The sequence below is a fragment of the uncultured Algibacter sp. genome (genome assembly GCF_963976535.1).
GTDB lineage: Bacteria > Bacteroidota > Bacteroidia > Flavobacteriales > Flavobacteriaceae > Algibacter_B.
Window position 1 is genome coordinate 1 of the sequence record NZ_CAXBLF010000039.1, and the last position, 12,451, is coordinate 12,451.

The following is a 12,451-nucleotide window of genomic DNA, read 5'->3' on the forward strand; positions in this document are numbered from 1 at the left end:
AGCCCGACCCTTGTGGTTGCGCCCAAAAGAAAAAAATTGACAGAAGACGGATGACGGAAGACCAAAGTTTCATGGCGTTTGAGTGTGACTGAAGACTGCTTACTGCCGACTGCATACTGAAAATATGACACTGTGTCAGATATTTTGAGTTGGCATAAAGATTGACTTATACAACTTGAAAATAAAAATGAACACAACGTTTCCGTGAAGACGGAAATCTATAAACAATAAATAAAATATATTATGAGTAAAATTATTGGAATCGATTTAGGAACAACCAACTCTTGCGTTTCTGTGATGGAAGGTAACGAGCCTGTTGTAATCCCAAACGCGGAAGGTAAACGTACTACGCCATCGGTGATTGCATTTGTAGAAGGAGGAGAGATTAAAGTTGGTGACCCAGCAAAAAGACAAGCAGTTACAAACCCAACTAAAACGGTTTATTCTATTAAACGTTTTATGGGTAACAAATATTCTGAGTCTAAAAAAGAGGCAGAACGTGTACCATATAAGGTAGTAAAAGGTGATAATGATACACCTAGAGTTGATATTGATGGTCGTTTATACACGCCACAAGAATTATCGGCTATGATTCTTCAAAAAATGAAGAAAACTGCTGAAGATTATTTAGGAACTGATGTAACTGAAGCAGTAATTACTGTACCAGCTTACTTTAATGATAGTCAACGTCAAGCCACTAAAGAAGCTGGTGAAATTGCTGGTTTAAAAGTTAGACGTATTATTAACGAACCTACTGCGGCTGCTTTAGCTTACGGTATGGACAAAAAAGGAAAAGACCAAAAAATAGTTGTTTTTGACTTTGGTGGAGGAACACATGATGTATCTATTCTTGAATTAGGTGATGGTGTATTTGAAGTATTGTCTACAGATGGTGATACACACTTAGGTGGTGATGATGTTGATGAAAAAATTATTAACTGGTTGGCAGATGAGTTTAAAGCTGAAGAGAGCATGGATTTACGTAAAGACCCAATGTCTTTACAACGTTTAAAAGAAGCTGCTGAAAAAGCGAAGATTGAATTATCATCTTCTGCGCAAACAGAAATTAACTTACCTTATATTACAGCTACGGCTAGCGGACCAAAACACTTGGTGCGTACATTAACACGTTCTAAATTTGAGCAGTTAATAGACGATTTAGTAAAACGTACTATTGAGCCATGTGCGACTGCCTTAAAAGCAGCTGGTTTAAGTAAAAAGGATATTGACGAAGTTATTTTAGTTGGTGGTTCTACACGTATTCCTGTGGTACAAGCAGCAGTTGAGAAATTCTTTGGAAAAACGCCTAGTAAAGGTGTTAATCCTGATGAAGTTGTTTCTTTAGGTGCCGGTATTCAAGGTGGTGTTTTATCTGGTGATGTTAAAGATGTATTACTTTTAGATGTAACACCTTTATCTTTAGGAATTGAAACTATGGGTAATGTGTTTACAAAACTTATAGAAGCAAATACAACGATTCCTACTAAGAAATCGCAAGTATTTTCAACAGCGGCAGATAATCAGCCTTCTGTAGAAATACATGTATTACAAGGTGAGCGTGCTATGGCTGCCGATAATAATACTATTGGTCGTTTTCACTTAGATGGTATTCCACCAGCAAGACGTGGAACGCCTCAAATTGAAGTAACCTTTGATATTGATGCAAACGGAATTATACACGTTACTGCTGGCGATAAAGCAACAGGGAAAACACAAGATATTCGTATTGAAGCATCTTCTGGATTAACTGATGAAGAAATCCAAAAAATGAAAGCTGATGCTGAGGCAAATGCAGAATCAGACAAAGCAGCAGCAGAACAAGCTCAAAAATTAAATGAAGCAGATTCTATGATTTTCCAAACGGAAAAACAATTAGAAGAGTTTGGCGATAAATTATCAGAAGATAAAAAACAGCCTATCGTTGATGCTTTAGAAGAGTTGAAGAAAGCTTATGAATCTAAAGATTTAGAAGTTATTACTCCAGCTTTAGATAAGATAAACGAAGCTTGGAAAGTAGCCTCTGAAGACATGTACAAAGCACAAGCTGAAGCGCAAGAAGGTGGTGAAACTCCAGGACCAGATGCTAGCCAAAACGGAGAAGCAGAAGGTAGTGATGTGGAAGATGTAGATTTTGAAGAAGTGAAATAAAAAGCTAGAAGTTAGAAGTCTCGATAGTTATCGGGAGAAGCTAGAAGTAAAGAACGCAATCAGAAATGGTTGCGTTTTTTAATATTTGGAAGTGAAATTAAAGTCAGTAAACCTAAATTTAACTAGATTTACAGTAGCCTAACTAAACAAAATTGAAATTAAGACGACACATTTTCTGGATGCTAGATAGATTTAAAGGAAGCTCTTTAAAGAAAACTTGTCAATACACTAAAGATGTTTTAGAAGTAAAGGATAGAACTTGGGCTGAAGCTCAGAATGCTAAACAACTAAAAGAACTTTTAAATCACGCTACAAAAACCACTTCATTTTACAAGGACAAAAATTATAAAACATTACGAGATTTTCCAGTGGTAGATAAAAACTTAATTCGCGATAATTTTGATATGTTTTTTTCTAATAAGTTCAATAAAAAAGGATGTAAAGTGGCTTCTACAAGCGGATCTACAGGTTCACCTTTTAGCCTCTATCAAAACAAAGAAAAGGTTTATAAAATAAAAGCTGATAATATTCACTTATCTTCAAAATCTAATTATGAGATTGGTGATTTTTTAGTGTTTATTAAAATTTGGCCCAAAACGTCGAGTTTAAAGTTGAAACTAGATTTTTTACTTAAAAATATAATGCCTTGGAACATATTAAACCTGTCTGAGGAGGATATTTCTGAACTCATAGCCAAACTCAATAAACGCAAAACAAGTATTAGTTTTGTAGGTTACCCATCTGCTTTTGAAAAGATTTGTAAATATCTAGATACCTTGGATGAGCATCCAATTCAATTTAAAACCAAATCTATAATTACAATTTCTGAGACTTTAAATACTTATACAAAAAAAGCAACACAGAAGTATTTTGGAGTCGTACCATTATCTCGATATTCTAATAATGAAACTGGTATAATGGCGCAACAAATAAACTCTGAAGATTTAAAATTTAGAATCAATGATTCGAGCTACGTTATGGAGATTCTGGCATTAAATGAAGATAATGAGTTACCATATGGAGAATCAGGGCGCATTGTCTTAACAGATTTATACAACTTTGCAACACCTCTTATTAGATATGACACAGGAGATATTGGTGTTATGGAATTAGATGAAAAAGGACAACCTTTTTTTACCGAAATTTCAGGTAGAAAAGTAGATCAACTCTACAATACAAAAGGTAGTTTAATATCTTCACATTTATCATTACGATTATTGGATTATGGTAAATTTAAACAATTTCAATTAGTTCAAAAAAGTAAGATAGAGTACCACTTTAATCTAAATACAGATCAGTTTATTGATGAAACTAGATTGATTTCTGATTATAAAGAACATTTTGGAGAAGATGCCATTATAAAAATCAATTACGTAGATGAGATTCCCTTATTGGCTTCTGGGAAAAGGCGAGAAGTAGTGAATGAATTTTATATATAATTGACTTAAGTACATGACAAAAATTAATTTTGAGAAATAAAACACACCATTTTCAGGACAACAAAGACCTCACAGGTTTTCAAAACCTGTGAGGTCTACCTAACGAAATAGCCGTAATATGCTATATATATGTCGTTTATAGTTCTATTCTAAATTTTTGTCATGTAATAAAATAATTAACTATAATGTTTTTAACCTAAATATTTAGAGTCTGGTTCTCTATCCTTAATCGTGTTTATTGGAATACCAAAGGCTTGCTTGCAATCACCAATAGATTTTAATACTAATGAACCAGCGCCTATAACAGTATGTTTACCGATTGATATATTTTGTGTAATTGATGCGCTTAGACAAATTGCAGAGCAATAACCAATTTGAACATTGCCACCTATAATCGTGCCAGATGCTAAACTAGAAAAATCTGACATATTTGAATCATGACCTAAAGATGATTTTGTGTTTAAGATACAGAACTCGCCAACTTTTGCATTTGCATTTATAACAACACCAGCCATTATTACGGTACCTTTAGGTATTGTAATATCATGAGCTAATATGACACTAGGATGAACAATCGACACGAATTCCAAATCAGGAGCAATATTTGCAATATTATCATAAGCCTTTTTTCTAGTGCTATTATCTCCTATACCAATAACAATTCCGTGAATGTTATGCTCTTTAATAAGCTTTGGTAGTGTAACTAGATTGCCAATAACTTTGTATCCGTATATGTCTTCATCAATAGGTTTATAAGAATCTACCAGACCTTTGATGGTATAATTCTTGTTCTTAAGAATAATATCTACAATCATTTTAGAATGACCCGAAGCACCATATATTAAAATATTTTTCATGTTTCTTAAAATAGGTTATGACAAGAATTTAATTTTATTCAATTAATAGTAACGACAGAGGGAATCCGTTTTTCAAAGGTACTAAATATCAACCCTTATAGCCACAAATGGAGGTAAAGAGTCTAGTTTTGGTTATAAGATGATGAATCATTGACTTTTTTAAGGTTAATTTGTGCTTTTAAAACTAAACTACGGTATTAATAAGTTTGAAATAATTATGGCATATAATATATCATTCGAGACAAATCGCATAACAAAGAACTTAGCAGTGAAATTAAATGCTAAAGGAGAGCAGTTTGTAGTAAAAGGACATCCTTGGGTATTTTCAAATAGTATAGTTAAAGTTAATGAGGATGCAAAAACAGGGGATTTAGCGATAATATTTAGCAAGAATAAAAACAAGGTTATTGGTTTAGGCTTATATGATGCTAATTCCCCAATACGAATTAAGATTATCCATAATACTGAAGATAAAGTAGAAGTTAATTCAGATTTCTTTCATCATAAAATTGAAATTGCTTTTGAGAAACGCTCAGAATTACTGAGAACTAAAACTAATAGCTATCGGTTGCTATTTGGAGAAAATGATGGATTTCCTGGATTGATAGCAGATGTCTATGATTCGGTTTTAGTTGTAAAGTTATATTCTGAAATTTGGTTGCCCTATTTAGAAACCATTATTCCGAGTTTACAACAAATTTCAAATGCCAAAACCGTGATTATGCGTTTGAGCCGAAACCTACAAATTAGTAAAACTAATGCTTTGATAGATGGTCAGGTGGTTTACGGAATTTTAAATAATGAAGTTATTGAATTTGTAGAACACGGAGTCAACTTTTCTGCTAATGTCATCAAAGGTCATAAAACGGGTTATTTTTTAGACCATCGCGCTAATAGAAAACAAGTAGGCGAGTGGAGTAAAGGAAAAACAGTATTGGATGTGTTTAGTTATGCAGGTGGATTTTCGGTACATGCTTTATATAATGGTGCTAAAGAAGTAACAAGCTTAGATATTAGTAAACAAGCTTTAGAAATAGCCATTGAAAATGGAAAGTTGAATCCGTATTCTGGAAAGCATAAAATAATTGCTGGTGACGCTTTCGCGGAATTAAAAAACCTCATTAAAAATAAAGTGACTTTTGATGTTGTGGTGATTGACCCGCCAAGTTTTGCAAAACAAGCTTCAGAAATTGATTTGGCTAAAAAGAAATATATACAATTGGCTGAGTTAGGTGAAAAACTAACCTCTAAAAACGGATTGTTAGTTTTGGCATCTTGTTCTTCAAGAGTGTTAGCTGAAGAGTTTTTAGATATAAATGATAAAGCCTTAGCTTCAACAAACAGACGCTTTAAAGTGGTTTTAAAGACACAGCATGACACAGATCATCCTATTTCCTTTCCAGAAGGCGCGTATTTAAAATGTGGGTATTATCGGTTTCAAGATTGATTTAATAGTAATGCTATCTTGTTTAGAAGCACAATCAAATTATTGATTGTGCTTCTAAACTTAAAGACGTTGTTTTATAAAAAGGCGCCTTCTTCATTTAATTTTACTCGAATAACTTCATCTTGATTTTTAAGTTTTACCTTATACTGTTTTTTTGTATTATTACCATCTTCATGATAATTTACAGTATAGATATCTTTTTCTAAACTCCAATTAGGAAATCTCTTAGTAACTGCATCTCTAACTCTTTGAGGTAATTTTATGTTTTTAAATTTTTCAATTGTTCGTATAACTTTACCATCTTCATTGTAAGCAGCAAGTATTTTGCCTTCTGGAATAAAGAAGGAAATCATATAAGTATCATATTCATCGTTATAGAATTCAGAGCTTTTTAAATCAAAAAGAGCCACTTTTTCTTGAAGCATTTGAACAGATATGTCGTTTTCACTACTATCAACAGCGTTAAGATATTTGTAATTTACTGCTGTTATGACGACCTCGGGGAGCTGAGTAATTTGGGCGTACAGCCCAAACGTTAAACTAAAAATAATTAGACTTAAAATTGATTTTTTCATGATATTAAGGTTTTAAGATTAATATTATGAAGATATATTTTTACGAAAACACCCACAATGATATCTATCAGATTAGCAGAGTTTTATTTTCAATTTGATATTGCTAAACAAAAAAAAGAGGCTATCTGAAAAGTTTTTTTAGTTATCAGTTTGAGCATTAAGGAGGTCAAAATGTATTTTGAACGAAGGTAGCTTACGAAGTAAGTAGAAAACATTATAATCTTGATTTTCAATGCATTTCGGTTTGCTTCGCAAGGTGCTTTCAATGAAAAAATATTTTCATTTCACCAATGCTCAATGTGACAATTCACTCTAAAATTGACTTTTCAGATAGCCTCCTTTTTTGTGTTAGAATTAGTTTTTAAAGGAACATTCCTATTTCATTAGTTTTAACCGTTATGGTTTCATTTTCATTTGTAAGTTTAATTTTATATACCTGTTTTAAGGAGTCTTTTTCAATATGGTATTTAATATAATAAATGTCTCCAACTATTCCCCAATTAGGAAATCGCTTTGAAACAGCTTGCATAACTACTAAGGGCAACCTTACATTATTGTATTTTTCAATAGTTCTTACAATTTTCCCATTTATATCATAAGCAGCTACTATTTTTCCTTCGGGAACATAAAACGACACACTGTAAGTATCGTGTTCATCATCGTAAAGTTTAGACTGTTCTATATTTTTATAATTAAGAACTTCTTCTTCCAACTTTTTAACGCGTTTAGGGATATTATCTGAATCTACATCATCTAAATATTTGTAATTTACTGTGATTAAAGTTTCTGGTAATTCAACTGTTTGAGCACTGACTTGGACGGTTAATCCAAAAATAAATAAACCTAGAACTAATTTTTTCATGATAGAATAGTATTGGTTTCAAAGCTTGTAATTAACTATGCGCGCATAATAAAAAAATGATATATATCATAAAATCAGCTATTTATAGTTTTTTTTATTGCGAATTTTGTAACTAATTGAGTGTTAGTTACTATGCATGCATAATATTTATAATATTTGTTATATTTGCTGAAATCAATTCACAATCATGGAAACTCAGCTTACAAAACTCCTTAATATTAAATATCCTATAATTCAAGCACCTATGTTTTTGGTTTCAAATGTTGCCATGGTTAAAGAAGCCATGTATGGTGGAATTGCGGGTTGTATTCCAGCATTGAATTATAGAACTTTAGATGAGTTACGTGTTGCTTTACGAGAACTAAAGGCAGCTAAACCAGAAGGCGGTTCTTTCGGGTTTAACTTAATCGTAAACAAATCAAACATTAAGTATAAAGGGCAGTTAGAAGTTATTTGTGAAGAAGGTTGCGATTTTATAATCACGTCTTTGGGTAGCCCTGAAGAAACCATAAAACAATCACATAAAGTTGGTATTAAAGTATTTTGTGATGTTACCGATTTAAAATTTGCCCAAAAGGTTGAGAGCCTAGGTGGTGATGCTATTATAGCAGTGAATAATGAAGCAGGAGGTCACCGTGGAAAGTTAACACCTGAGGCTTTAATAAAAGAATTAACTGCAAACTGTAGTATTCCAGTAATTTCAGCAGGAGGTGTTGGTTGTAAAGCTGATATTGATGAGATGTTAAGTTACGGTGCAGAAGGCGTTTCAGTAGGAAGCCCTTTTATAGCCTCAGTAGAAGCTGGAGTAACTGAAGAGTACAAACAAGCCTGTGTAGAATATGGCGCTGACGATATTATAATGACCGAACGTATTTCAGGAACCCCTTGTACGGTTATCAATACGCCTTATGTTCAAAAAATAGGCACCAAACAAACCTGGTTAGAATCTGTTTTAAATAAAAACAAAAAACTCAAAAAGTGGGTGAAAATGGTTCGCTTTTCAATTGGTATGAATGCGACAAAAAATGCAGCTACAAAAGCCACATACAAAACGGTATGGGTAGCAGGCCCAAGTATTGAGCATACCGATAAAATATTGCCTACCAAAGATATTATAAGACGTTTAGTTAGTTAACTAAAGCAACGTTTTCAAGTTTACTATTTTTCTTTTTACCAACAAATAGGCTTAGGGTTGTACTTGCAACCAAACCACCCATCGTGGTTGCGACTATTTCACCTGAATCAAACCGTTCATTCTCGCTAACATCAATGAGTTCTTTGGTTACACCAGCTATGGCAGACATGCCTAAACTGTACCAAAAGGCTTTTTTCTTATTTTTTGTTTTCATATAAACGGCAGTATAAGTACTGCCAGAAATTAAGAAACCAGCACCCAAGTGTAGTTTATCATCACCTGATACAAATTGTGCGCTGCAATAACTTGTAAAGAATAATGCAAATGTTACGATTAGAGACTTCATCTTAAAATTTATTATGAAGCGTAATTTTAGATAATATTTATGGTTCGCGTCATAAATACTTGTTGAATTGCCTTTTTATTTGGTTCAAGTTATTTAAATGATAGTTTGGATTTTAAAATGTCTAAATTTGATTGTCAGTTAAAGTTCATATTATGAAAATTGAAAATGAATCTCAACTTCGTGAATTATATGGCTATCCAAGTGGAAGAGCGAAAGATAAAGTGTTAAATCATTTAGAAAAACACGCCATAAATTTTATTGAAACATCACCATTTTTAACGATGTCTACATCCAGCAGTAAAGGCAAAATGGACGCTTCACCGCGAGGCGGCGCTTCTGGGTTTGTAAAAGTGTTAGATAAAACCACACTTGTTATCCCTGATGCTAAAGGTAATAATAGAGTGGATAGTATTTGCAATATTATAGAAACCGGTACAATTGGTTTATTATTTTTAATCCCAGGAGTAGATGAAACTTTGCGCATTAATGGTAGTGCTTACCTTTCAACTGATAAGGCATATTTAGAATTATTTACAGAAGAACAGAATTCACCAAAAGCATGTATTGTGGTTTCAGTGGAAGAAGCGTTTTTACACTGCGCTAAAGCCTTTATGCGTTCTAAATTATGGGATGCATCAGCTCAAATTAAAAGCCATTCATTTCCAACAATGGGGCAGATGCTTAAAGATCAATTAGGGTTGCAAGATGAACCAGAATCTAGAGACGCTATGGTGAAGCGTTATAAAAAAGATTTGTAAATGCGTTGAAGACTATTTTGTTTTAAAGGAGTTGTTAAATACTTTCCATGATTTCGGTAAGTGTTTTTTGTTTATAAGTGTTAAAAATTAAGTAGAAGTACGTATTGATTTTTGTGTAAAAAAATTCTAATTAAATAACTATAAAGATGAGGTAACAGAAATGCTTACTGAACTAGATACACTAATTAAAATTTTCTAGCAACCTAAAACTTTTTGAAGATTTAAATTTGCGTAATTCTAGATCTGAAACATACGATTCATTTAATCATATAAAAATGGTTTAGGATATTGACCAAATGGCTGTGAGGTGCTTATAGTTTTCTACACTTAAAGGCGTTAGTTTTACGCGGTTGTTTTCTAAGGTTGTTGTGTTCATATTATATACGTCATTGCGAATCAGGCTTTTTGCCTGATGTGGCAATCTGTTTGTTATTTACTATGTTGTTTTAATATAAAGTCAAGTTATATTTCATGAGATTGTCACGTCATGCTTCCTCGCAAAGACGATTCAATTACACTAAGCCATTTATAATATCAACATTCACCTCGTGTTTACCATCAAACATAACTATATGCAATTTATCTTTAAATAAATCATGTGCTTTTTGTGTTTCAGAGGTGAGGCGATCTTCGATTAAATATTCATCATGAGTACCACAAATAAAACTCACTTTAGCATTTAAAAACGTAAAGTCTTCAGCTTGTAATTCTTTAGGAATGCCCCCAGAATGCATAACAAGTTGTGCGCATTGTAATTGCCGTTTTACCACATAGCGCATAGCAACACTAACACCTTGTGAATACCCGAACATAATTAGATTAGCAGCATCTGGAATATTTTCAGCTTCAAATATGGCATCAAAATTCTGCATCACGTTTTCAGTAGCTTTTACTGTAGCTTCTTTTGTTACCCAACTTGCACCTACATGTTTAAAACTAGATTGCATATAGTATTTGCTACTTGCCTGAGGTGCAATGATATAATTTTCGTCTGTATTTAATCCTTTAAAATATTTTAAAAAATACCGACTTAAATACCCCATACCATGACAAACAAACCACACGTTTTTAGTGGCGTTGGTGAGTGTATTTAGGGTAGAATAGGAGTTGGTTATGGTGTATGATATTTCTTTTTCTTCTGAACCCATTTACGCTTATGTTTTGTATTTTTGTTAGTGAATAAAGAAAACCTTTATTTAGATTCCCTCCTTTGAAGGAATAACAATTTCAAAGAAAATCTCGATGCAAAGCATCGAGAAATTTTATGCAATAAAAATACACTATTCTATGCAATTATCTAAAGAAGCTGTTTTAGCAAAATTGAACGCTGTATCAAAAAACACCTTAATGGAAACTTTAAATATTGAAGTAATTGATTTTGGTGATGATTTTTTAATTGCTAAAATGCCTGTTAATTCTAGAGTTTATCAACCAGAAGGTGTTTTACATGGAGGTGCAACCGTAGCTCTGGCAGAAAGTGTTGGTGGTTTTGCTTCACATATTTTTTTGGATAATGATAATTTTATTATTCGAGGCATAGAAATTACTGCTAACCATGTAAAGAGTGTAAAAGATGGTTATATTTATGCTAAGGCAAAGTTTCTACACAAAGGACGTACAACGCAACTACTAGAAATACGTGTTACTGATGACAATAACGATTTGATTTCGTTTTGTAAACTGTCTACCATTTCTTTACCTAAAAAGTAAGCATGACTTCAAACGACTTTTTTGAGCGTATTGAAGCGCATTTCCATGATGAACTTCCTTTTGTAGTTTACAGAAAACCAAACCAACAAAACTTAAGTGCACGACTTCAAAGTAATGCTGAATTAAATTTCACAGAAGATTTTATCGAAAAAGGGTTTGTGTTTTCACCGTTTGATGACGCTGAAAAAACGGTTTTAATTCCGAATGATGTTTCAGATATAATTGCAACATCTTATGTTTCGTCGAGCGTAGTTGAGACGTCTCAATTGAATAGTATTCTAGCCTCAACAGATTCTAAAACCGTGCACATCAATCTTGTAAAACAAGGTGTTCAAGCTATAAATTCTTCAGACTTAAAAAAAGTGGTACTTTCTAGACAGGAAACCGTACATCTTTCAGAAACCAATCCTATTTCCATTTTTAAAAGACTTTTAGAGCGTTATAAACCGGCATTTGTATATTGTTGGTATCACCCTAAAGTTGGGTTATGGTTGGGCGCAACGCCAGAAACCTTAATAAAAATTGAAGGGTGCAGGTTTTCCATTATGGCATTGGCAGGCACGCAAGATTATAAAGGCAGTTTAGATGTGGTTTGGCAAAACAAAGAAAAACAAGAACAGCAGTTTGTTACCGATTTTATAATTGATAACTTAAAACCATTGGTGGATAGCTTTAAAGTTTCGGATGTTGAAACGGTTAAGGCTGGTAATTTGGTGCATTTAAAAACGATGATTTCTGCGGAGTTAAAACCAGATACGCCCTTAAAACAAGTTGTTGAAGCGTTGCATCCAACGCCTGCGGTTTGCGGATTACCAAAAGGCTCTGCAAAACAATTCATTTTAAAACATGAAGCTTATAATCGCGAATTCTACACGGGGTTTTTAGGCGAGTTAAATTGTGAAACCACTATTGCACCACGTTCTGGAAGACGCAATATTGAAAACAGAGCTTATGCGATAACTAGAAATAGCACACAATTGTATGTGAATTTACGGTGCATGCAACTTAAAAACCAACAAGCTATTATTTATGTTGGTGGCGGCATTACTGAAAGCTCTAACGCTGAAAGTGAGTGGGAAGAAACAGTCTCAAAATCGTTAGTCATTAAATCTGTTTTATAGTAACTTTTTAATAGGCTATTTTGTATTTTTGAATATTGAAATAGCAATTTTAA

At 33.0% G+C, this 12,451-nt stretch carries 12 protein-coding genes; 7 read left to right on the forward strand and 5 right to left on the reverse strand.

All coding sequences use genetic code 11. The annotated features are described in order from the left end of the window. Nucleotides 1–243: 243 nt before the first annotated feature. Together dnaK and AAC024_RS10935 are read left to right on the forward strand one after the other, a co-directional pair. A complete protein-coding gene (gene dnaK / locus AAC024_RS10930) occupies nucleotides 244–2,148 on the forward strand; it encodes a molecular chaperone DnaK (protein ID WP_339895426.1) in 1,905 nt (634 codons plus the stop codon). A 152-nt stretch (nucleotides 2,149–2,300) separates the two neighbouring features. After that, nucleotides 2,301–3,587 carry a CoF synthetase gene (locus AAC024_RS10935; RefSeq protein WP_339895427.1) on the forward strand — a complete coding sequence of 429 codons (1,287 nt, stop codon included), beginning with the start codon at nucleotides 2,301–2,303 and terminating at the stop codon, nucleotides 3,585–3,587. A 191-nt stretch (nucleotides 3,588–3,778) separates the two neighbouring features. Here AAC024_RS10935 and AAC024_RS10940 read toward each other — a convergent pair whose 3' ends face one another. Beyond that, complete coding sequence (locus AAC024_RS10940) at nucleotides 3,779–4,444, reverse strand: NeuD/PglB/VioB family sugar acetyltransferase (RefSeq protein WP_339895428.1); 666 nt, start codon at nucleotides 4,442–4,444, stop codon at nucleotides 3,779–3,781. A gap of 172 nt (nucleotides 4,445–4,616) precedes the next feature. On the opposite strand from AAC024_RS10940, the gene AAC024_RS10945 reads away from it, so the two are divergent. Then, on the forward strand, nucleotides 4,617–5,891 hold the full coding sequence (locus AAC024_RS10945; protein WP_339895429.1) for a class I SAM-dependent rRNA methyltransferase: 1,275 nt from the start codon (nucleotides 4,617–4,619) through the stop codon (nucleotides 5,889–5,891). 74 nt (nucleotides 5,892–5,965) lie between these two features. On the opposite strand, the gene AAC024_RS10950 is transcribed toward AAC024_RS10945, so the two are convergent. Further along, nucleotides 5,966–6,466, reverse strand: a complete 501-nt coding sequence (locus AAC024_RS10950; protein WP_339895430.1) for a nicotinate-nucleotide adenylyltransferase — start codon at nucleotides 6,464–6,466, stop codon at nucleotides 5,966–5,968. A 361-nt stretch (nucleotides 6,467–6,827) separates the two neighbouring features. After that, nucleotides 6,828–7,328, reverse strand: coding sequence for a nicotinate-nucleotide adenylyltransferase (locus AAC024_RS10955; RefSeq protein ID WP_339895431.1), 501 nt, complete (start codon nucleotides 7,326–7,328; stop codon nucleotides 6,828–6,830). 187 nt (nucleotides 7,329–7,515) lie between these two features. On the opposite strand from AAC024_RS10955, the gene AAC024_RS10960 reads away from it, so the two are divergent. Then, nucleotides 7,516–8,463 (forward strand): nitronate monooxygenase, encoded by a 948-nt coding sequence (locus AAC024_RS10960; RefSeq protein ID WP_339895432.1) that lies wholly within the window; start codon nucleotides 7,516–7,518, stop codon nucleotides 8,461–8,463. Here AAC024_RS10960 and AAC024_RS10965 read toward each other — a convergent pair. Continuing rightward, entirely contained in the window at nucleotides 8,456–8,809 is a 354-nt protein-coding gene (locus AAC024_RS10965; RefSeq protein WP_339895433.1) for a hypothetical protein, read from the reverse strand. The genes AAC024_RS10960 and AAC024_RS10965 overlap by 8 nt on opposite strands. Before the next feature lie 152 nt (nucleotides 8,810–8,961). Here AAC024_RS10965 and AAC024_RS10970 point away from each other — a divergent pair, with 152 nt between their 5' ends. After that, on the forward strand, nucleotides 8,962–9,567 hold the full coding sequence (locus tag AAC024_RS10970) for a pyridoxamine 5'-phosphate oxidase family protein (protein WP_339895434.1): 606 nt from the start codon (nucleotides 8,962–8,964) through the stop codon (nucleotides 9,565–9,567). 512 nt (nucleotides 9,568–10,079) lie between these two features. Here AAC024_RS10970 and AAC024_RS10975 read toward each other — a convergent pair. Next, complete coding sequence (locus AAC024_RS10975; RefSeq protein WP_339895435.1) at nucleotides 10,080–10,715, reverse strand: esterase; 636 nt, start codon at nucleotides 10,713–10,715, stop codon at nucleotides 10,080–10,082. Nucleotides 10,716–10,854: 139 nt separating this feature from the next. Between AAC024_RS10975 and AAC024_RS10980 the strand changes: the two genes are divergently transcribed. Next, nucleotides 10,855–11,277 carry a hotdog fold thioesterase gene (locus AAC024_RS10980; RefSeq protein ID WP_339895436.1) on the forward strand — a complete coding sequence of 141 codons (423 nt, stop codon included), beginning with the start codon at nucleotides 10,855–10,857 and terminating at the stop codon, nucleotides 11,275–11,277. A 2-nt stretch (nucleotides 11,278–11,279) separates the two neighbouring features. Further along, nucleotides 11,280–12,398: a chorismate-binding protein gene (locus AAC024_RS10985; RefSeq protein ID WP_339895437.1), complete on the forward strand. Its 1,119-nt coding sequence runs from the start codon at nucleotides 11,280–11,282 to the stop codon at nucleotides 12,396–12,398. Nucleotides 12,399–12,451: the final 53 nt, after the last annotated feature.